This window comes from Nonomuraea sp. NPDC005983, from assembly GCF_040614375.1.
GTDB lineage: Bacteria > Actinomycetota > Actinomycetes > Streptosporangiales > Streptosporangiaceae > Nonomuraea.
Genome location: NZ_JBEXUP010000003.1, coordinates 142,317 through 162,610, shown reverse-complemented (window position 1 = coordinate 162,610; position 20,294 = coordinate 142,317). Strand labels below are relative to the sequence as shown.

Sequence of the window (20,294 nt, the reverse complement as noted above, 5' to 3'; positions counted from 1 at the left end):
GGGCGTGGGGCCGGGCGGCACCATCTGCCCCGCGCGGGCGGCCGGCGACAGGCCGGCCGCCCGATTCGTTCCGGGCCCGGCCGCGTGGCCTCAGGCCCAGAGCTGGCCTTCGAGCCTCTCCTCTGCCTCGTCCAGGGTGCCCTCGTAGGCGCCGGTGGACAGGTACTTCCAGCCGCCGTCGGCCACCACGAAGACGATGTCGGCGCGCTCCCCCGCCTTGACGGCCTTGCTCGCCATCCCGAGGGCGGCGTGCAGGGCGGCGCCGGTGGAGACACCCGCGAAGATCCCCTCGGACGCCAGCAGCTCGCGGGTGCGGCGCAGGGCGTCGGCGGAGCCGACGGAGAAGCGCGTGGTCAGCACCGACTCGTCGTACAGCTCGGGGACGAAGCCCTCGTCGACGTTGCGCAGGCCGTACACCAGCTCGCCGTAACGGGGCTCGGCGGCCACGATCCGCACTTCGGGGACGCGCTCGCGCAGGAACCGCCCGACGCCCATCAGGGTGCCCGTGGTGCCGAGACCGGCGACGAAATGGGTGACCGTCGGCAGGTCCGCGAGGATCTCCGGGCCGGTCGTCTCGTAGTGGGAGCGCCAGTTCGCCGGGTTGCCGTACTGGTACAGCATCACCCAGGACGGGTTCTGCGCCGCGAGCTCCTTGGCGACCCGCACGGCCTCGTTCGAACCGCCCGCGGCGGGCGACGAGATGATCTCGGCGCCCCACATGCGCAGCAACTGCCTGCGCTCCTCCGAGGTGTTCTCCGGCATCACGCAGATCAGCTTGTAGCCCTTGAGCTTGGCCGACATCGCCAGCGAGATGCCGGTGTTGCCACTGGTGGGCTCCAGGATCGTGCAGCCGGGCGTGAGCAGGCCGTCCTTCTCCGCCTGCTGCACCATCCAGAGCGCGGGCCTGTCCTTGATCGACCCGGTCGGGTTGCGGTCCTCCAGCTTCGCCCAGAGCCGCACGTCCGCGGACGGCGACAGGCGAGGCAGGCCCACGAGCGGCGTGCGGCCGACCGAGTCGATCAACGATTCGAAGCGCATGTCACCCGCCGGCGACGGCAGGCAGCACGGTCACCGTGTCACCGTCGGACACCGGGGTGCCGAGGCCGCCGAGGAAGCGCACGTCCTCGTCGTTCAGGTACACGTTGACGAAGCGGCGCAGGGTGCCCTGGTCGACCAGGCGGTCCTTGAGGCCCGGGTGGCGGGACTCAAGATTGCTGATGAGCTCGTCGAGGGTGGCGCCCTCGGCGTCGACGGACTTGGCGCCGTCGGTGTAGTTACGCAGGATGGTCGGAATGCGAACCTCGATGGCCATCGCGGTCAGTCTCCTCAGGTCGGGTCGTCCCATCGGCGGCAACGCCGACGGCTGGCTGTGGATTCCAGCTCAGCGACAGTCGTAGACGACAACGGCCGGGGTGTGCGCGAAGAGGAAGCTCTGCACCGGCCGGACCATCATGGGAGAAACCTTACCTCCTCCTCCGTGACCGCCCCATCGAGGATCCGGTAGGAGCGGAACTCCACCTTGTCCTCGTCCCTGGTCGACACCAGGACGTAGTGGGCGTTCGGCTCGGAGGCGTAGGTGATGTCGGTGCGCGAGGGGTAGGCCTCGGTCGCCGTGTGCGAGTGGTAGATCACGACGGGCTCCTCGTCGCGGTCGTCCATCTCGCGCCAGACGCGCAGCTGCTCCAGCGAGTCGAAGCGGTAGAAGGTGGGCGAGCGTTCGGCGTTCTCCATCGGGATGAACCGCTCGGGCACGCCGTCGCGGCCGGCGATCACACCGCACGCCTCGTCCGGGTGGTCGGCCCGCGCATGGGCCACGATCTTGTCAACCAGTTCCTGCGCGATCGTCAGCATGCCCGGAAGCTACCAGAGGGCGCGAACCAGGCTGTCCTGGAGGAAGGTGAGCCAGTCGTAGGTGACGTAGGCCGGGTAGCGGGGGTCGTCCTCGGACATCGTGGCGATCACGTCGTGGATCTCCTCGGTCACCTCCAGCTTGGTGCCGAGCGCCAGCCGCACGTCGTTGAGCGCGCGCAGCCACGCCTGCGCCTGCTCGGGCGTGAGCTCCCTGCGACCGGGCTCGGCGGTGTCGAGCATGGTCTGGGCGTCGGCGCGCTTGCCGTCGCGCAGCGTCGCCTCCGTGTAGCGGCGGAACTCCGCCGCTTCCTCCGGATCCTGGTAGGCGGACGGGAACAGGCGCGCGAGCACCGGGTCGGACGGCGTGCGGGCGTCGCCGATGCCGAGGGCGCGCTCCAGCGGGTCGTCGCTGGTCTCGCCGGGCGCCACCAGGCCGAGGACCTGGCTGACCAGCGAGCGCAGGATCGACACCTCCGCCGCCTCGAACTCCGCGATGACACCGCCGCCGCTCCTGGCCGAGAACCCCGAACTCACCCGCGCCGCCTCACTTGATCGAGTCCGGCTGGACCGTCGCCCACAGGCCGTAGGAGTGAAGAATCTGCACATCGCGTTCCATCTCTTCACGGGTGCCGCTGGACACGACGGCCTTGCCCTTGTGGTGGACGTCCAGCATGAGTTTCTCCGCCTTCTCGCGCGTGTAGCCGAAGACGGTCTGGAAGACATAGGTCACATAGGACATCAGGTTGACCGGGTCGTTCCAGACGATTGTCACCCATGGCAGATCGGGCCGGACGTCCGAGGACGGACGCTCGACGGCGATTGGAGCGGTGCTACCCACATTCACCATCCTGCCCTACCTCGGCCGTAGTCTTCGACTTGTGACAATGACCATGAGCACTGCGTTGCTCACAGATCACTATGAGCTGACGATGTTGCAGGCGGCGCTGCGGAGCGGCGCCGCCCACAGGCGCGCGGTCTTCGAGGTGTTCGCCCGGCATCTGCCTGGTGGACGGCGTTACGGGGTTGTCGCCGGTGTGGGCCGTGTCCTCGACGAACTAGAACATTTCCGTTTCGGTGATGAGGAACTCACCTTCTTGCGGGAGAACCAGGTGGTCGACGAGTCGACCCTGGCCTTCCTCGCCGACTACCGGTTCTCGGGGAGCATTCACGGCTACCGCGAGGGCGACGTGTACTTCCCGGCCTCCCCGATCATGGTGGTGGAGGGCAGCTTCGCCGAGGCCGTGCTGCTGGAGACGCTGATCCTGTCGATCATGAACCACGACTGCGCGATCGCGTCCACCGCCTCGCGGATGTCCAACGCGGCGGGCACCCGTCCGATCATCGAGATGGGTTCGCGCCGCACGCACGAGTGGGCGGCCGTCGCCAGCGCCCGAGCCGCCTACCTCGCCGGTTTCGCCTCGACGTCCAACCTGATGGCCGGACGCCTCTACGGCGTGCCCACGGCCGGTACGGCGGCGCACGCGTTCACCCTGCTGCACGACTCCGAGCAGGAGGCGTTCGAGGCCCAGATCGCCTCACTCGGCCCCGAGACGACGCTGCTGGTCGACACCTACGACGTGGCCGAGGCCGTGCGCACCGCGGTCGAGCTGGTCGGGTCCAAGCTGGGGGCGGTCCGCATCGACTCGGGCGACCTGGGCGCGGCGGCGCAGGACGTCCGCGAGCAGCTCGACGCGCTGGGCGCGTTCAACACCCGCATCCTGGTCACGTCCGACCTGGACGAGTACGCCATCGCCGCGCTCGCCGCCGCCCCCGTCGACGGGTACGGCGTCGGCACCTCGCTGGTGACGGGCTCGGGAGTCCCGACGGCGGCGCTGGTCTACAAGCTGGTGGCGCGCGAGACCGCGGCGGGCTCGCTGGAGCCGGTGGCCAAGCGCTCGGTCGGCAAGCCCTCGCGCGGCGGGCGCAAGCAGGCCTACCGCCTGATGGACGAGTCCGGCCACTTCGACACCGAGCTGATCACCACCTCGGGCCTGGTGCCGGACGGCGGCATCCCCCTGCTGCACGAGCTGGTGCGCGACGGCGAGGTCGTCGGCAGGGAACCGCTGGCGACGGCCCGCATCAGGCACGCCGAGACAGTCGCCAGGCTCCCCCAGGAGGCGCTCCACCTCGGCAGGGGGTACGCGGCGATCCCCACGGAGTTCGCCTGACGTATCGTGCTCAGTATGGGTAGCGCGCTGATCGTCGTGGACGTGCAGAACGACTTCTGCGAGGGAGGCAGCCTCCCCGTGGACGGCGGCTCCGAGGTGGCGGCCGCCATCACCCACCACATGTCGGAGCACGGCTACGACCACGTGGTGGCGACCCGCGACTACCACGTCGACCCCGGCCCCCACTTCTCCGAGACCCCCGACTACGTCGGCACCTGGCCCCAGCACTGCGTGGCCGGCACCCCCGGCGCCGACTTCCACCCGTCCCTCGACGTGTCGGGGATCGACGAGTTCTTCAGCAAGGGCGCCCACGCGGCGGCCTACAGCGGCTTCGAAGGCTCCTCGGGAGACGGTGTCACCCTGGCCGACTGGCTCGACGAGCACGGCGTGCGCGAGGTGGACATCGTCGGCATCGCCACCGACCACTGCGTGCGGGCCACCGCCCTGGACGCGGCCAAGCACGGCCTCGCCGTCCGCGTCCTCCTGGGGCTCACGGCCGGCGTGGCCCCCGAGACCACGGAGGCGGCCCTGGAAGAGCTGAAGGCGGCCAGAGTCATCCTCCAGGGCAGCCCCGTGCTCCGCTAGGCGGCATCCGCGGGCAACACCGTGAAGGCGTCACCCCAGAGCGGTTTCATCGTGCGAGCCGATGATCGAGCGTCAGCACCCTGGTCGTACCATGACGGCTCGCGGCCAACGCACGCCGCGGGTCGCGTCCAGGACGAGCATCAGCCGAGCCCGTCCCTGCCGAACCCCTCGGCGAGGATCTCGTCGACACTTCGGGCCAGCGAGGGATTCCCGCTGTCGAACAGCGGAAGCGTCGGGCGCGGGCGCTCGCCGATGATCTCCTCGCTGAGGACGCGCTTGATCGCTTCCCGCATGTAGTCGGCCTCGGTCATCCCGTGCACGCGCGCCGCCTCGGCGACTCGCTGCTTGATGTCCTCGTCCAGGTGCAGGCTCACCTCAGGCACCTCTCTACGGTAACGCGGCACCCTTGCGGCGCCACTGATCGCGAAGAGTACACACTGCGCAACGCTCTGTTGATGTGATATTCAAGACGGCAAAAGCTCTCCGAAGCCGAAGTACTACAGGGAGCTACATACGTCCGTCCCGGTGTGAGGTTCTTCATGCTCGCGTTCTGTCTCGGCCTGGCCTGGTTGCTGCTCGCGCCCCTCGCCCTGTGGGTACTCGTACGCGGCAGGAACCCGGCGCGGGTCGGGGCCGTGCTGACGTTCGGGCTGCTGGAGGCGGCCACCATGACACTTCAACCCACCGACTCGGCGGAGCCCGCGCCGGAGATCGTCGCGCACGGCCTGCCCGCCACCCCGCAGTGCGAGGTGCGCACCCCGGTGCCCGAGAGCGCCCGGCTCAACGGGCCGCGCGACGGCCTGCTTCTGTCCTGGCCCGCCGCGTCCGACGAGTGCGCGACCGCCAAGGCGGTGCTGCGTCAGGATGGCCGCAGGCTGCGGGTCTGGGTGCACGAGGGCCCGCTCAAGGGCGAGCACACGGGGGTGCGGACCCTCCCGGTCAGCGTCGCGGGTGGCGCCGCGTCCCTGGTGGTGCCGGTGAAGCTCACCGGAAAGGGCCGGTACGTCGCGATCGACGGACGTTCCGGCGACCGCATCCCGGCCGAGCCGGCGCACGCGCAGCCGAGCACCACCCCGTAGTACGTGCGACCAGGGGCCCCGGGAAACCTCGGCGCTCTCGTGGCGTCGCGTGCGGCCCCGTCCGGCACCTGAAGCCGTGCGGGGCCTGCTGCCCTGGCCTGGGGCGGCACACCAGCACCCCTGAGGGCGCTCAGCGTCGTTGGGTGGCCCAGCGGCGGATGGTGTTGATCCGGTCCTGGATCTGCTCCGTGGTGGCCTGGGCGATCGGGGGGCCGCCGCAGGCCCGGCGTAGTTCCGAGTGGATCACGCCATGGGGCTGGCCCGTGCGGTGGTTCCAGGCGCCGACCAGCCCGTTCAGCTCCTTGCGCATCTCGGCGATCTGCTCGTGCGGGGCCAGCTGGGTGCCGGAGGCCTCCTCCGGGCGTTTGCGCCGGGCGGCCTGCTGGTCGGACTGGCGTTTGCGGAGCAGTGTCGCGACCTGGTCGGGCTCCAGGAGACCAGGGAGGCCGATGAAATCCTCCTCTTCCGCGGAGCCCACCTCGGCCCCGGTGCCGAACTCGCCGCCGTCGAACAGGACGCGGTCGAAGGTGGCCGACGTCTCCATCGTCTCGAACGGCAGCTCGTCGCCGAGGACGTCCGGGTTGTCCTTCTGGCGGTTGGCCTGCTCCAGGAGGCTGTCGTCGAGGCCGTCCTCCGGCGGTTTGCGGTTGAGGACGTGGTCGCGCTCGACCTCCATCTCGTTGGCCAGGCCCATGAGGGTCGGCACCGAGGGAAGGAAGACCGAGGCCATCTCGCCCCGCTTGCGGGCTCGCACGAACCGGCCGACGGCCTGCGCGAAGAACAGCGGCGTCGAGGTCGAGGTGGCGTAGACGCCCACGCACAGCCGGGGGATGTCGACGCCTTCCGACACCATGCGGACCGCCACCAGCCACCGGTCTTGGGACGCGGTGAACTGCTTGATCTTCTTGGACGCGCCCGGGTCGTCGGAGAGCACCACGGTGGCGCCCTCCCCGGTGATGTTGCGCAGGTGCCTGGCGTAGGCGCGGGCGGTCTCGTGGTCGGTGGCGATGACCAGCCCGCCCGCGTCTGGGACGCCCCGCCGCACCTCCGTCAGCCGCCGGTCGGCCGCCTGCATGACCTGGCGGATCCAGTCGCCCTTCGGGTCGAGGGCGGCCCGCCACGCCTGGGAGAGCTGGTCCTTGGTCAGCGGCGTGCCGAGGGTGGCGGCGATCTCGTCGCCCGCCCGGGTGCGCCACTTCATCTCACCGGAGTACGCCAGAAAGATGACGGGACGCACCACCCCGTCGTCGAGGGCCGGGCCGTAACCGTAGGAGTAGTCGGCGACGCTGCGCTTGAACCCCTCGGCGTCCTCGTCGTAGGCGACGAACGGGATCGGGTTGTCGTCGGACCGGAACGGGGTGCCGGTCAGCTGGAGCCTGCGGGCGGCGGGCTCGAACGCCTCGCGGACACCGTCGCCCCAGGATTTGGCGTCGCCGGCGTGGTGGATCTCGTCGAAGATGACGAGCGTCTTGCGGGCCTCGGTGCGCGCCCTGTGGAGGGCGGGGTGCATGGCGACCTGCGCGTAGGTGACGGCGACCCCCACGTAGTCGCGGGACGTGGCCCCCTGGCTGTTCTTGAACTCGGGGTCGATGTTGATGCCGACCCTGCCGGCGGCGTCGGCCCACTGGCGCTTGAGGTGCTCGGTGGGCGTGACGATGGTGATCGCTTTGATCACCCCGTTGGCCAGGAGCTCGCTGGCTATGCGCAGGGCGTAGGTGGTCTTGCCGGCGCCCGGGGTCGCCACGGTGAGGAAGTCGCGGGGCTCCCGACTGAAGTAGAGGTCGAACGCCTGCTGCTGCCAGGCGCGCAGCTTGGGGGCGGTGCCCCAGGCGGCGCGGTCTGGGTAGGAAGGCGAAAGGTGGGACGCGGCGAACGTGCTCACCGCATCACCTCTGGGGTTCGTGTGCTTCGCTTTCTCACAGTGACCCAAGAGTAATCGGGCCCACTGACAAGACGTGCCGTGCACCGGGAATCCTGGTCAAGCTCATCCTTGCGTGCTATTGGGCGTCCCGTGGCTTATCGGACGCCTGACAGCACCGCGTCGAGCGCCTGCCTGCGGTTGCCGTCGTCGGGTTGGAGGAGGCCGACGAGGAGGACATCCCTCCCCGGACGAGTGAGAAGTGTCACGCGCAGGTAAGCCGGACCGTTCACAACATCTCGGTACTCGGCCCTGAGCGCACGGGTGTATCCGTGTTCGAGCGACCTGTCGTCGACGACCGTGACCCGGTCGCCCTTGAGCAGGAGCCGGGAGTACAACTCTGCCGCCTCCCGCGCGGCCTTCCGCGCGTCGGCGACGGGGCCGGCCACCGGTCTCGCCATCACGAGCGCGCCGCCTCCGTCGCGCAGCACGGACGTGAACCCCGTCACGGGCGGCACCGCCTCCTCCCGCCACCCCGGAGGCAGGGAGAGGGTCACTCCGGCAACCGCGTCGCGGACCTGCACGGTCACGGCCTCGGGAGCGGCAGGCCGCGTCAGAATCACGACCAGCCCGGCGACGAGCCCACCGGCCACGACGAGCGCGAGCCCCACACCCGCCCAGCGCCGCCACCGGCGGCCCCTGACCTTCCGCCCCAACCCGGGGTCGGCGGGGGCGCCGTAGAGCCGGGCGGACGGCGGCAGCGACTCCCACGGCACCTTCTCCCCGACGGCCCTGATCCGGGGGATCCACCGCCCCTGCTCGCCGGGCTCGTCTCTGGGCCACTCCCCGTCGTCGGGGTCGTCACGCCGCCCCCAGGCGGTGGACGGACGCCGGCCGTGCCGGGGCTCGGCGGCTCGGGAGGCACTCTGCGAGGGCGTCAGGTCCCAGGGATCACGGCGGTCGCCGCGCGAGGGCTCCGGGGCCTGGGAAGGAGTACGGTCGCCCCGCCGAGAGCCCGGGGCTCGGGGAGCACCCAGCGGCGGCGCAGGGACATAGGGGTCACGGCGGTCGCTCCGCGGGGGCGCCAGATCACGGGGATCACGGCGGTCACTCCGTGGGGGCTCGGGGGCCCGGGGAGAGGTACGGCGGTGCTTCGGCGGGCCTGGCGGCCAGACACGGTGATCATCATCCATGACACCTCCCTGTCCCGCTGTCCTATCACTCCTTGTCGTTCTCGACCGGCGATCCGTGATCGCAGTGACAGGAGATGCGGAATCCCCCTCAAGGACAGGCCCGAAACGCGTATACCGGCCGTGGAGGAACGAACGCGTGAGGCGTGCCGCCAGGGCGCGGAGACGGTTGCCGCGGGCCGTGGCGGCGGCCCGCCCCGTACCGGTCAGCGGCCGTCTCCCTGGAGGCCCTCAGCCCCGTACGGCGGATGGCGCCGGCCCATGCGTGCCGTAATAAAAGGAGCGAAAGGAGCGAAAGGAGGGCACCACGACAGCACCGGCCCCGCACCGGCGACGGGACGATCAGCGGGCGCGGCGGGCGAGCAGCATCGCGGCGAAGGCGACGAGCGCCATCAGGCCCCCGATCACCTCGAACCCGCGGGCGATCTCGGACGGGCTGTGGCCGATCAGGTTGATCAGCGCGCCGCCCACGCCGAAGGCCAGGGCGCTGCCGAGCATGTCCGTGACCGACAGGGCCGCCGAGTTGGCCCCCTGCTCGTTGACCGGCGACTGCTTGAGCGCCGTGACGCTCACCGTGGTCATCCCCAGCCCCATCCCGAAGCCCGCCACGATCCAGGCCGGGACGGCGACCCACCCGGTGACCCCGGGAAGCACCGAGAGCAGCGACAGCAGCACGCCCGCCATCACGCAGGCCGCCCCGGTCCTGATCCGCCGGTACGGCTCGGCGCTGCGCCGGCTCTGCAGGTACGACCCGGTGGACCACCCCAGCGCCCCGGTGGTGAGCGCGATGCCCGCAAGCCTCGGATCGAACTCCTTGACCTCCTCCAGCACGAGCGGGATGAACCCGTTCACCCCGAAGAACGCCGCCGAGAAGAACCCACGCAGCATGATCGTGGTCGGCAGCCCCGCCCCGAAGCGCAGCGCCCCCGGCGGCAGCAGCTTGCGCAGCCCGTAGCCGAGCGCGGCCAGACCGGCGACGACGGCGACCGCGCTGCGCGCGGGCTCGTCGTGCAGGCCGTCGACGCCCCACAGCAGTACTCCGGCTCCTCCCGCGGCCGCCAGGGCGGCCAGCGTCATCGCCACCGGACGGGAGCGCGGCCCCTCCGACGGCGCAGCCTCCTGCGAGGGACGCCTCTTCAGCGCGGGCACCAGCATGACCAGGGCCGGCAGCACGAGCGGGATGATGCCGTAGAACACCCACCGCCACCCCCAGGTGTCGGCCACGAACCCGGCCACGGCCGGGCCCACCATGGCGGGCACCACCCACGCCGCCGACAGCGCCGCGAACACTCTGGGCCGCACGTCCGCCGGATAGACCCGGGCGATCATGACGTAGATCGCCACGATCGTGCAGCCCGCCCCCAGCCCCTGGACGGCCCGCGCCGCCAGGAACAGCTCCTTGTTCACCGCCGCGCCGGCCAGCCCCATCCCCAGGACGAAGAGCACCACGCCGAGGAGGAACGGCATGGTGTAGCCGCGGCGATCCGCCCAGAGCCCGGAGACCACGTTGGCGAACAGGCTGGCGATGAGGAAGGCCGAGAAGCTCAGCCCGTACAGGTCGAGGGCGTCGAGCTGCTTCGACACCTGCGGCATGACGACGCCGACGGACATGCCCTCGAAGGCGACCAGTGTGACGACCAGCAGGATGCCGATGGTGGCCGCGCGGTAGGCGGCACCGAAGATGCGGGGTTGCTCGTATGGAGTGTCGACTGCCTTCGGTGCTTTCACTCCGACATCCTATTTCCCACCCGAACGGGGCAAACGCGGGTGGGTGGGGATCGCGGACATGGGGGAGACGGTCGCGACCCCGCCGGGAATACGGAGGGCGGCCGAAGAGCGGGGGGTGCGGTAGGCGGCCCAGGCTTCGCGCATGCGGATCGCCTGGCCGCTGGTGAACTCGCGCATGCACTCGTCGTCGGCGTAGTCCATGAAGTTGTGCATCGGGTCGTCGCCCGCGTCGGGGCAGGTGTCCTTGGTGGTGGGGCAGCCCTCGGTCGGCCTGGCCTCCGGCGCGGTGTCGGCGATGCCGTCGCCGGGGTCGTCGCAGCCGTTGTCGAAGGTGTGGAAGAGCCCGAGCCAGTGGCCGATCTCGTGGACGCCGGTGAATCCGCGGTCGTAGTCGACCAGCGACCCGCCGGGCAAGGTGCGCCAATCGATGACGACGCCGTCGAGGACGGGGTCGCTGTCGTACAGGTACGGGTAGGTGGAGAAGCCGAGAAAGGCGTCGCTGAGCTGGGCGAGGTAGAGGTTCAGGGTCTCGGGCCCGCCACGGCGGAGCGCCCGCTTCATGGCCGTCTCGTTGCCGACGGGGTCGGTGAACCAGCCGGTGTTCAGCTCGACCGAGATCTCGTCGAGGCGGAAGCGCACGCCCGTGTCGACGCCGCCGTACCGGCCGGAGTAGGCGGCGTTGAGCGTGTCGATCTGCTCTCTGGCCGCCTGGTCGGATGCCCGCCTGACGCCGTCAGTGAGGACGTGCACCCGGGTCGGCACGGTGACGATGTCGGGCGGGGTTCTGCCGCGCAGCCGCCTGCCCAGGTCGGCGAGCATGTCCGACACCTGATTCGGCCGCAGGGACCTCGGCTCCGGAGATCGGGGGTCGTCGGTGGACCGGCGGCCGGGTTTCGGCTTGACGCAGACGGACTGCGCGACCAGCGCGGGTTGGGGCGGCAGCGCCGGCCCGGCCGCGAGCAGGCATGCCAACGAGACGGCGGTCGCACGCCTGGCCATGCGGCCTCCAGTTACGATTTGAGTCGATGCGACTACAGACCGTAACTCGACCTACGGCGCTGACCAGGCAGCGACACTCACTGGTTCTTGTCGCCGCCGCCCTCGCCGCCGCCAACCGGCAGGCTCTCGTAGATCTCCTTGCACTCCGGGCACACCGGGTACTTCTTCGGGTCACGGCTGGGCACCCAGACCTTGCCGCACAGGGCACGGATCGGCGTGCCGGTCACCATGCTCTCGGTGATCTTGTGCTTGTCGGCGTAGTGGGAGAACCGCTCGTGATCGCCGTCGCCATGGGACGTGCGCGGCGTGGTCTCCTGCTCAGGGAGGATCTTCGTGGTGCTCACCCCGCTTAGTCTATGCCCCGCGGCCCAGCGCTCCTTCCGGCTCGGCGAGCCCCCGGCGTCCCTGGAAAACAGGGCGGCTCCCGCCCCGGAAAGGGAGCGGGAGCCGCGAGGAAGCGAGCGTCAGCCGACGTGGACCGGCGCGCCCTCCGTCTTGCGACCGGCCTTGACGAACAGGGCCAGCACCGCGGTCAGGATCGCGATGCCGGTGCTGACCAGGAAGGCCAGGTGCATGCCGTCCATGAACGCGTTGTGCACCGCGCCGCCGACCATCTGCTTGAGCTCAGCGGGGGTTCCCGGGGGCAGCCCGCCGAAGGAGGCGGCCTTCTCCAGCAGCGTCATCTTGTCGGCCGGGATCGCCTTGGCCGCCGGGCCGAGGTAGCCGGGCAGCTTGCTGGAGATCTCGGCGGCCATGACGGCGCCCAGGATCGCGGTGCCGAGCGCGCCGCCGACCTGCATGGCCGACTGCTGCACGCCGCCCGCGACGCCGCTGAGCTCGACGGGCGCGTTACCGACGATGATCTCGGTGGCGCCGACGAACACCGGCGAGAGGCCGAAGGCCAGCAGCAGGAAGGGGATCCCGCTCTCGATGAACGAGGCGTCGAGGCTGAGCCGCGACATGAGGAACATGGAGCACGCGGTGATCAGCAGGCCGACGGCCATCGTGATCTTCGGGCCGGCCTTGCCGATCATCATGCCCGCCAGCGGCGAGGCGACGATCATGCCCGCGCTCATCGGCAGCATCCGCATGCCCGCCTCCAGCGGGGTCAGGCCGTGGACGCCCTGGAAGAAGAAGCCCAGGAAGAACATGGCGCCGAACATCGCGAACGCGACCATCATCATCAGCACGGTGCCGATCGAGATCGACGGGTTCTTGAACAGCCCGAGCGGCACCAGCGGCTGCTTGGCCCTGCTCTGCCAGAAGATGAACCCGGCGATCAGCACGGCGAAGCTGGCCAGGAAGCCCAGCGTCTTGCCGTCGCCCCAGCCCCACTCGGGGGCCTTGATGATCGACCAGATCAGCGCGAACATCGCGCCGGACAGCAGCACCACGCCGCCCCAGTCGATGCGCGAGAGCGACTTGGCGCGGTTCTCCTTGATGATCAACACGCCCATGACCAGGGCGACGACGCCCACCGGGGCGTTGATGAAGAAGACGGACTGCCAGCTCACGTTCTCGACCAGCACACCGCCCACGATCGGGCCCGCGGCGCTCGACAGGCCGATGATGGCACCCCACGCCCCCATCGCCTGGTTCAGCTTCTCACCAGGGAACGCTCCACGCAGCAACGCCAGGGCGGCGGGCTGGAGCAGCGCGCCGAACAGGCCCTGCAGCACACGCAGGCCGATCAGGGCACCGACCGGCGACAGGCCGGGAATAACGTCCGAGATCTCGGCGCTGAGGCCGATGCCCACCGAAGAGAGGGCGAATCCGGCGACGCCGATCAGGAAGACCCGCTTGTGCCCGAACAGGTCGCCGAGCTTGCCCGCGGTGATCAGGAACACCGCCAGGGCGAGCAGGTAACCGCTGGTCACCCACTGCAGGTCCGACAGGGAGGCGCCGAGGTCAGCCTGGATCACCGGGTTGGCGATACCGACCACGGTCCCGTCGAGCATCACCATGATGACGCCCAGACAGACCGCGAGCAGGGTCAGCCACGGATTGCCCGCTCCCGTCTTATCTGGGCCGGACGACGACGGCGCGTCGACCGTCCTCGTGTGAGCCATAAGTCCCCCTCAAGTACAGCTGCCCCACGCCAGGGCATAAGTCTCGTAAGCCTCCGGTAATATATGTCAGTCGATGACAGATGACAAACGGATTTTATTCGGCGCAGTATGACTTCTGGCAGTCTGTGACAGAATGATGTCGAGGGAGTGAAATCTGTGGGGCTGCGGGAGCGCAAGAAGGAGAAGACGCGGCTGGCGATCCTCGACGCCGCGATCGACTTGTTCCTCGAACAAGGGTACGACTCCACCACCGTGGAGCAGATAGCGGGGGCGGTCGACGTGTCGCCGCGCACGTTCTTCCGCTACTTCACCAGCAAGGATCACATCGTGCTGTGGTTCCACGACCAGGGCGAGGAGATCATGCTGGAGACCCTGCAGGCCCGCCCCGCCGACGAGCCTCCCTTCACCTCGCTGGCGCACGCGTTGCGTGCGGTACTGAGCAATGTGGCCGATTCAACGCCCGCCGACACCCAGAGGTTCCTGAAACTGCGCCGCGTCCTGGAGGAGCACCCGCACCTGGTGGGCCTGTCAGTGGCCAGGGGCACGGAGACCGAGAGGCGCCTGGCCGACGAGGTCGCCGCCCGCCGCGGCGTCGACCCGGCGCAGGACCGCCTCACCCACCTCATCGTGGCGTTCGCCATGTCAACGATGCGGGTCGGCTTCGACTGCCCGCAGTCCGAGCCGCACGACGTTCGGGAGATCGTGGGCCGGTTGGAGGCGACGATCCAGCTCGCCGAGCTGTCGCTGCGCCCCGGCTGGGACGCCTAGTTCAGCGTCGGGTCGTCGGGGCAGGTGGCCACGAAGGCCAGCTCGCCGGGCTGCCGCCGAAGAACGTTCCGCCAAAGGGAGCCGGGGTCGGCGTGGAAGGTGTCGCCCGCCTCGGAGTCGACCACGTACCAGGCGCCCTCCGCGATCTCGCTCTCCAGCTGCCCGGACGTCCAGCCCGCGTAACCGGCGAAGATCCGCATCTGCGCGATCTCGCCCTGCAGGATCTCGGGCGGCGCGTCGAGGTCCACCGTGCCCAGCCTGGAGACGGCGGGTGTGCCCGCGTGAAGCCTGCGCCAGCCCAGCGGCTCCTCCCCGCTCGGAACCGCGGCCAGCGCCAGCGCGCTGTCGGTCTGCACGGGACCGCCCTGGAACAGCACGGGCGGCCCGGTGACCAGCGGATCCCAGACCGGCAGCACCTGCGTGACCGAGATCTCGCTCGGCCGGTTCAGCACCACGCCCAGCGTTCCGCCGTCGTGGTCGTGTTCGAGGATCAGCACGACGCTACGCCGGAAGTTGGGGTCGTCTAGGAGCGGGGTCGCCACCAACAGACCGCCGACGTAGATCGCCTCCGCCATACCTCCATCATGAGGGGTCAACCCCGCATCTCGCTCCCCCGTCGTGTCGATGTTACTTTCCGCAATCAACAGGGGACCATGGGTAGCAGAGATCACTTTCGGAGGAGCAATGCGCATCGGCACCCGCCTCGCCCTGGCAGCGCTGCCTGTCGGGGCGACACTCCTCCTGCCGTCGGCGGCCTGGGCGTGGCCGCAGCCCGACAACCCCGGCGACCCGTTCACCATGAAGACGGACCGGGTGGCCTGCGGCAGGGGGCGTGTGCCGGTCAACCTGACCAACGACAGCGGCGAGGCGGCCCGGTACGACCTGCAGTCCGACTCCCAGACCGTCGCGACCGGCTCCATCGACGCGCACGACACGATCACCAGGAACATCAGGGTCGGCCGCGGGAGCAGCGTGCGGATCGAGGCGTTCTCGGTGGACGACGACGAGTCCGACTCGCTGATCGACTCGACGCTCATCAGGAACGACTGCCCCTGGGGCCGCCGCTTCGACCGCCCGGCCTACACCGGCGGCGCCTGGGGCCGCCGCTCCGGCCGCCTGCCCTACACCGGCCCTCCAGCCGACCTGTGGGGCAAGCTCGCGACCGCCGGGGGCCTGGTCATCACCGGCGGCATCATCTGGTGGTACGGCTCGATCTGGCCCCGCCAGACCTACTCCTAGCCGCCGGGTCAGGCGCCGTCACACCTCACCCACGAAGGCTCCGGCACGGGCGGCCGCCAGGGCACGCGTGGCCGCCAGGGTCGCGACCGTCTCGTCCACCGGCTCCCTGGTGACCACGAGGCGGTAGTAGAGCGGCGCCGAGACCGCCCTGATCAGCTCGCGGCCGTCCGTGCCCGCCGGGAGTTCGCCGCGCTCCACCGCGAGGTCCACCGCCTTGGCCCACTCGTCGATCCTGCGCGCGTAGAAGGCGCGCAGCGCGGTGGCCGCCTCCTCGTCGCAGGTGGCGGCCGCGATGACCGCCTGGAAGGTGGCGCTCAGGCGTTCGTCCCTGAGGGCGGCGAGGACACCGGCCGCGTTCGCCCGCAGGTCGCCCTCGATCGTCCCCGTGTCGGCGTGGGACGCCGACTGGTCGGCCAGCTCCGTCATGAGGCCGGTGACCAGGCCCGCGGCGCTGCCCCAGCGCCGGTAGACGGTGGTCTTGCCCACCCCGGCCCGGGCCGCCACCGCGTCCATGCTGAGGCCGTGGAAGCCGTGTTTCACCAGTTCGTCCTGGGTGGCCTCCAGCACGGCCGACCGGACCCTGGCCGTGCGGCCGCCGGGCCTGACCGTCCCGGCCAAACGGGACTCTTGTTCCATTAGTGCGCCTCCTTGTGTTACCGTCATGCCCACCTTAACGGAACCTCTGCCCCATTAAGGGGGATTCATGACCGCACTCACCGAGAGCCAGGACGCGCGGATGACCGCGCGCCAGCGGATGGTGCTCGTGCTGCTGCTCGGCTCGCAGTTCATGCTGGCCGTCGACTTCTCGATCCTGAACGTGGCGCTGCCCGTGATCGGGTCCGGGCTCGGGTTCGCGCTGGCCGACCTGCAGTGGGTGGCGACCACGTTCGCGCTGGCCGCCGCCGGGTTCACGCTGCTGTTCGGACGCGTCGCCGACCTGTTCGGACGCCGACGGCTGTTCCTCGCCGGGATGGCCCTGCTCGGCCTGTCCTCGCTGGCAGGAGGGCTGGCCGCGTCCCCCGCGACGCTGCTGGCCGCCAGGGTCGCGCAGGGCCTGGCCACGGCGATCGTCACGCCCGCCGGGCTGTCGCTGCTGACCACCTCGTTCCGCGAGGGTCCGCTGCGGGCTCGGGCGCTGGGCCTGAACGGGGCGCTGATGTCGGCCGGCTTCACCTCGGGGGCGATCCTGGGCGGGCTGCTGACCGACCTGCTGAGCTGGCGGTGGGCGTTCCTCGTCAACGTGCCCGTCGCGGTGGCCGTCCTGGCCGCGGCGCCCGCGCTGCTGTCCGAGAGTCGTCCCGCGCAGCGGCCCAGGATGGACCTGCCGGGTGCCGCGACGGTGACGGCGGGCCTGCTCGCGCTGGTCTTCGGGCTGACCCGCGCCGGCGAGCACGGCTTCGCCGACCCTGCCGGGCTCGGCGGGCTCGCGGTCGGCGCGCTGCTGCTGGTGGCGTTCTGGTTCGTGGAGCGGCGGGCGTCCTCGCCGCTGGTGCCGGTGACGATCCTGGCCAGGGCGAGCGTGAAGTGGGGGAACCTGGCGGGGCTGGCCGCCTTCGCCACCGAAACCTCGCTGGTCTTCCTCATGACGCTCTACCTGCAGAAGGTGCTGGGCTACTCGGCACTGGCGACGGGGCTGGCGTTCGGCGTGCTGGGGCTCGGCACCGTGCTGGGCGGCGTCGTCGCTCCCCGGGTGCTGTCGCGCCTCGGCACCGGGCGGGCGCTCGCGGCCGGGTTCGCCGTGCAGGCCGTGGCCACGGCCTCGCTGGCGCTGCTCGGGACGGGGTCCGGCTGGATCTGGCTGCTGCTGGCGGCCACGTTCATCGGCGGCGTCGGGAACATGGTGGCGATCGTCGGCTTCATGGTGACGGCCACCTCGGGCCTGCCCGACTCCGAGCAGGGGCTCGCCACCGGCCTGGCCACGATGACCCAGCAGGTCGGCATCACCATGGGCATCCCGATCATGAGCGCCGTCGCCACCGCCGCCATGGGCTCCTCGGTGCTGCGCGGGGTGACCGTCGCGGTGCTGGTCAACGCCCTGCTGACGCTGGCGGCCGGATTCGTCCGCACCGGTCGTGGACGGTGACCGCCGCGAGCTTTACACCCTCTCCGAACGGGAAGCAGGACCACCGACGGCCCCGACCGGCAAAGGACGCGCCATGAGAACCCACGAGGCGTTGCTGCGGCACTTCCGTGACCTTCGCGACGGCACCTACGGCCACGCCTCCTCTCGCGAGGACAAGGAACGCCTCTTCACCGAGACGGTCGCCCTCATGGACGCGGTGGCCCGGCAGACCCTGGACGAGGTCAACGCCGAACTCCTCCTCGGCACGGGCCAGGTAGAGGCCACCGGCCTGACCAGGAGCCAGGACGGCGGCCTCATGGCCGTGTGGTCGCTCACCTGGCCGGAGCAGCGGCGGGCCGGAGTCGAGCCCGTCGCCCTGGTGGCGCACTACGGCCGCGGCTTCCACCATCCGCACCTGCGGGGCGGCACGGTGGGCGAGTGGCCGCTGAACGTCTTCAACGCCTCGGACGCGGCCGACCAGCTTCCGACGCTGCGCGCCATCGCCGCGGCCGACGTCCACAACCTGGTCTTCCAGGCCGACTACCGGCTGATCCCGGCCGTCGCCGAGGAGGCGCCCCCAGAGGGCAGGTGACGCCGGGGATCAGGCCTCGGTGAAGCCGCGGGCCCGGCCGCCCGCCGACTCCCGCACGGCCGCCGCGACGGCGGTCGCCACGTCGGGGTGGAAGACGCTCGGGATGATGTAGTTGGGGCCGAGCTCCTCGGGGGTGACGACGGCGGCGAGAGCGTGCGCGGCGGCCAGGAGCATCTCCTGGGTGACCTCGGTGGCCTGGGCGTCGAGCAGGCCGCGGAAGACGCCGGGGAAGGCCAGCACGTTGTTGATCTGGTTGGGGTAGTCGGAGCGGCCGGTCGCCACCACGGCGGCGTGCTCGCGGGCGTCGTCGGGCGAGACCTCGGGCTCGGGGTTGGCCAGGGCGAAGACGACCGCGTCGCGGGCCATGCCGGCGATGTCGTCGCCAGACAGGATGCCCGGGGCCGAGACGCCCACGAACACGTCGGCGTCCTTGACGGCGCCGCGCAGATCGCCCGAGTAGCCCTCGTCGTTGGTGTGCTCGGCGATCCAGCGCAGCGAATCGTCGAGGTCGTCGCGGCCCTTGTGGACGGCGCCGAGGTAGTCGCAGACGACGACGTTGCGGGCTCCGGCGGCGAGCAGGAGGCGCAGCACGGCGTTGCCCGCCGCCCCGGCGCCCGCCATGGTGATCTTGACGTCCTCGATCGGCTTGTTGACCACGCGCAGCGCGTTGGTGAGCGCGGCCAGCACGCAGATGGCGGTGCCGTGCTGGTCGTCGTGGAAGACCGGGATGTCGAGCAGCTCGCGCAGCCGCCGCTCCACGTCGAAGCAGCGGGGCGCGGAGATGTCCTCGAGGTTGATGCCGCCGAAGCCGGGCGCGATCAGCTGCACGGCGCGGACGATCTCGTCGACGTCCTGCGTGTCGAGGCAGATGGGCCAGGCGTCGATGCCGGCGAACCGTTTGAACAGCGCCGCCTTGCCCTCCATGACCGGCAGCGCCGCCTCCGGGCCGATGTTGCCGAGGCCGAGCACGGCCGAGCCGTCGGTGACGACGGCGACGGTGTTGCGCTTGATGGTCAGCCGCCGCGCGTCCTCCTTGTTGCGCGCGATCGCCATGGAGACCCGCGCCACGCCGGGCGTGTAGGCCATCGACAGCTCGTCGCGGTTGCGCAGCGGCACCTTCGACTTCATCTCGATCTTGCCGCCGAGGTGCATGAGGAAGGTGCGGTCGGACACCTTGTGGATGACCACGCCGTCGACGGCCTCGAGCTGATCGACGATGGCCTGAGCGTGGTCGGTGTCGCGGGCCGCGCAGGTGACGTCGATGCGGAGCTTCTCGTGGCCCGCGTTGGTCACGTCGAGGGCGGTGACCACGCCTCCCGCCGACTCTACGGCGTGGGTGAGCTGGCTGACGGCCTTGCCGCCTGCTGGCACCTCGAGCCGCACGGTGATGGAGTACGACACACTGGGGACGGTCGCCACGTCAATCGCTCCTTCGCGCCTGACCAGGAAGTCCTCCCATGGTAGGGGGTTTCGGTCAGTCAAGCGCCTCGGCGGCGGTGACGATCAGATCCACGCAGGTCGGCACGGGGATGCTGGTGCTGTCGAGCACCAGGTGGTACTGGCAGGGGTCGGCGGGGTTGACCCGGTAGAAGTGGCGCACGTAGGCGCCGCGCGCCCGGTCGTTGTCCTCGATGAGCTTGCGGGCCTCGCGCTCGCTCAGCTCGCTGATCGTGGACGTCTGCCGGACCCGGCGTTTCAGCGGGGCGTCGAGCCGGACATGCAGCGCGCCCGGATGGTCGGCCAGCACGACCGCGCCCGCCCTGCCGAGGAAGACGCCGCCCTCGGCGCGGGCGATGTCCTTCAGCATGCGCTCGGTACGGCGGACGAACTCCTCCGGCGCGAGCGGCATCGCACCGGGAACGTACATGTCCACGCCGCCGAAGGTGACCGTCGGCAGTCGCATCGCTCCGCCCAGGAGCCTGCCGAGGCCGTGCTCGGCCCTGTCGTCGTGCGCCAGCGCCTCTTCCAGGGTGCAGCCCAGCTCCTGCGCCACGGCGCTGGGGATGGCGCGGTCGACGAAGGGCACGCCCAGACGTTCGGCGACGGCCGGACCGATGACGCTCCCGGCCGTGCCGTATGTCGCCGAAATCGTGACGACCCGCATAC

At 70.6% G+C, this 20,294-nt stretch carries 23 protein-coding genes; 7 read left to right on the top strand and 16 right to left on the bottom strand.

The annotated features are described in order from the left end of the window. Window positions 1–90 precede the first annotated feature (90 nt). The 5 genes from ABZ297_RS03235 to clpS all read right to left on the bottom strand — a co-directional run bounded on the left by ABZ297_RS03235 (window position 91) and on the right by clpS (window position 2,689). Window positions 91–1,038, bottom strand: a complete 948-nt coding sequence (locus tag ABZ297_RS03235) for a cysteine synthase (RefSeq protein ID WP_350802754.1) — start codon at window positions 1,036–1,038, stop codon at window positions 91–93. A 1-nt stretch (window position 1,039) separates the two neighbouring features. Beyond that, window positions 1,040–1,312, bottom strand: a complete 273-nt coding sequence (locus tag ABZ297_RS03230; protein WP_355338555.1) for a MoaD/ThiS family protein — start codon at window positions 1,310–1,312, stop codon at window positions 1,040–1,042. A 137-nt stretch (window positions 1,313–1,449) separates the two neighbouring features. Continuing rightward, entirely contained in the window at window positions 1,450–1,851 is a 402-nt protein-coding gene (locus ABZ297_RS03225) for a M67 family metallopeptidase (RefSeq protein ID WP_355338552.1), read from the bottom strand. Window positions 1,852–1,860: 9 nt separating this feature from the next. Continuing rightward, window positions 1,861–2,385 carry a DUF2017 domain-containing protein gene (locus ABZ297_RS03220; RefSeq protein WP_350802758.1) on the bottom strand — a complete coding sequence of 175 codons (525 nt, stop codon included), beginning with the start codon at window positions 2,383–2,385 and terminating at the stop codon, window positions 1,861–1,863. A 10-nt stretch (window positions 2,386–2,395) separates the two neighbouring features. Next, window positions 2,396–2,689, bottom strand: a complete 294-nt coding sequence (gene clpS, locus ABZ297_RS03215; RefSeq protein WP_253766829.1) for an ATP-dependent Clp protease adapter ClpS — start codon at window positions 2,687–2,689, stop codon at window positions 2,396–2,398. 46 nt (window positions 2,690–2,735) lie between these two features. On the opposite strand from clpS, the gene ABZ297_RS03210 reads away from it, so the two are divergent. Continuing rightward, the gene (locus ABZ297_RS03210; RefSeq protein ID WP_355338547.1) at window positions 2,736–4,019 is read left to right on the top strand and encodes a nicotinate phosphoribosyltransferase; all 1,284 of its coding nucleotides are present in this window, start codon (window positions 2,736–2,738) and stop codon (window positions 4,017–4,019) included. Between the two features lie 15 nt (window positions 4,020–4,034). Further along, on the top strand, window positions 4,035–4,604 hold the full coding sequence (locus ABZ297_RS03205; RefSeq protein ID WP_355338544.1) for a nicotinamidase: 570 nt from the start codon (window positions 4,035–4,037) through the stop codon (window positions 4,602–4,604). Between the two features lie 140 nt (window positions 4,605–4,744). Here the strand turns inward: ABZ297_RS03205 and ABZ297_RS03200 are convergent, their stop codons facing one another. Continuing rightward, window positions 4,745–4,987, bottom strand: a complete 243-nt coding sequence (locus ABZ297_RS03200; protein WP_355338541.1) for a CopG family transcriptional regulator — start codon at window positions 4,985–4,987, stop codon at window positions 4,745–4,747. Between the two features lie 156 nt (window positions 4,988–5,143). Here ABZ297_RS03200 and ABZ297_RS03195 point away from each other — a divergent pair, with 156 nt between their 5' ends. Continuing rightward, window positions 5,144–5,683, top strand: a complete 540-nt coding sequence (locus tag ABZ297_RS03195) for a hypothetical protein (protein WP_355338538.1) — start codon at window positions 5,144–5,146, stop codon at window positions 5,681–5,683. 130 nt (window positions 5,684–5,813) lie between these two features. On the opposite strand, the gene ABZ297_RS03190 is transcribed toward ABZ297_RS03195, so the two are convergent. From ABZ297_RS03190 to ABZ297_RS03165, 6 genes are all read right to left on the bottom strand, one after another. Next, window positions 5,814–7,565, bottom strand: a complete 1,752-nt coding sequence (locus ABZ297_RS03190) for a DEAD/DEAH box helicase (protein ID WP_355338535.1) — start codon at window positions 7,563–7,565, stop codon at window positions 5,814–5,816. Between the two features lie 134 nt (window positions 7,566–7,699). Continuing rightward, complete coding sequence (locus ABZ297_RS03185) at window positions 7,700–8,734, bottom strand: hypothetical protein (RefSeq protein ID WP_355338532.1); 1,035 nt, start codon at window positions 8,732–8,734, stop codon at window positions 7,700–7,702. Window positions 8,735–9,073: 339 nt separating this feature from the next. After that, entirely contained in the window at window positions 9,074–10,459 is a 1,386-nt protein-coding gene (locus ABZ297_RS03180; RefSeq protein ID WP_355338529.1) for an MFS transporter, read from the bottom strand. A 9-nt stretch (window positions 10,460–10,468) separates the two neighbouring features. Beyond that, window positions 10,469–11,458, bottom strand: a complete 990-nt coding sequence (locus ABZ297_RS03175; RefSeq protein WP_355338526.1) for a zinc metalloprotease — start codon at window positions 11,456–11,458, stop codon at window positions 10,469–10,471. 77 nt (window positions 11,459–11,535) lie between these two features. After that, window positions 11,536–11,802, bottom strand: coding sequence for a DUF3039 domain-containing protein (locus ABZ297_RS03170; protein WP_355338523.1), 267 nt, complete (start codon window positions 11,800–11,802; stop codon window positions 11,536–11,538). Between the two features lie 120 nt (window positions 11,803–11,922). Further along, window positions 11,923–13,527 (bottom strand): MFS transporter, encoded by a 1,605-nt coding sequence (locus tag ABZ297_RS03165; protein WP_355338520.1) that lies wholly within the window; start codon window positions 13,525–13,527, stop codon window positions 11,923–11,925. A 156-nt stretch (window positions 13,528–13,683) separates the two neighbouring features. Here ABZ297_RS03165 and ABZ297_RS03160 point away from each other — a divergent pair, with 156 nt between their 5' ends. Next, window positions 13,684–14,295, top strand: coding sequence for a TetR family transcriptional regulator (locus ABZ297_RS03160; RefSeq protein ID WP_355338517.1), 612 nt, complete (start codon window positions 13,684–13,686; stop codon window positions 14,293–14,295). Here ABZ297_RS03160 and ABZ297_RS03155 read toward each other — a convergent pair. After that, window positions 14,292–14,870: a YqgE/AlgH family protein gene (locus ABZ297_RS03155; protein WP_355338514.1), complete on the bottom strand. Its 579-nt coding sequence runs from the start codon at window positions 14,868–14,870 to the stop codon at window positions 14,292–14,294. The genes ABZ297_RS03160 and ABZ297_RS03155 overlap by 4 nt on opposite strands. A 109-nt stretch (window positions 14,871–14,979) precedes the next feature. Here ABZ297_RS03155 and ABZ297_RS03150 point away from each other — a divergent pair, with 109 nt between their 5' ends. Then, the gene (locus ABZ297_RS03150; RefSeq protein ID WP_355338511.1) at window positions 14,980–15,534 is read left to right on the top strand and encodes a hypothetical protein; all 555 of its coding nucleotides are present in this window, start codon (window positions 14,980–14,982) and stop codon (window positions 15,532–15,534) included. A gap of 18 nt (window positions 15,535–15,552) precedes the next feature. On the opposite strand, the gene ABZ297_RS03145 is transcribed toward ABZ297_RS03150, so the two are convergent. Beyond that, on the bottom strand, window positions 15,553–16,170 hold the full coding sequence (locus ABZ297_RS03145; RefSeq protein ID WP_355338508.1) for a TetR/AcrR family transcriptional regulator: 618 nt from the start codon (window positions 16,168–16,170) through the stop codon (window positions 15,553–15,555). 67 nt (window positions 16,171–16,237) lie between these two features. Between ABZ297_RS03145 and ABZ297_RS03140 the strand changes: the two genes are divergently transcribed. Both ABZ297_RS03140 and ABZ297_RS03135 read left to right on the top strand, forming a co-directional pair. Continuing rightward, the gene (locus ABZ297_RS03140; RefSeq protein ID WP_355338505.1) at window positions 16,238–17,617 is read left to right on the top strand and encodes an MFS transporter; all 1,380 of its coding nucleotides are present in this window, start codon (window positions 16,238–16,240) and stop codon (window positions 17,615–17,617) included. A gap of 73 nt (window positions 17,618–17,690) precedes the next feature. After that, the gene (locus tag ABZ297_RS03135; protein WP_355338502.1) at window positions 17,691–18,188 is read left to right on the top strand and encodes a hypothetical protein; all 498 of its coding nucleotides are present in this window, start codon (window positions 17,691–17,693) and stop codon (window positions 18,186–18,188) included. A gap of 9 nt (window positions 18,189–18,197) precedes the next feature. Here ABZ297_RS03135 and ABZ297_RS03130 read toward each other — a convergent pair whose 3' ends face one another. Continuing rightward, the gene (locus tag ABZ297_RS03130) at window positions 18,198–19,607 is read right to left on the bottom strand and encodes an NAD-dependent malic enzyme (RefSeq protein WP_355338499.1); all 1,410 of its coding nucleotides are present in this window, start codon (window positions 19,605–19,607) and stop codon (window positions 18,198–18,200) included. A gap of 55 nt (window positions 19,608–19,662) precedes the next feature. After that, complete coding sequence (locus ABZ297_RS03125) at window positions 19,663–20,292, bottom strand: cytidylate kinase-like family protein (protein WP_355338496.1); 630 nt, start codon at window positions 20,290–20,292, stop codon at window positions 19,663–19,665. Between the last annotated feature and the right edge of the window lie 2 nt (window positions 20,293–20,294).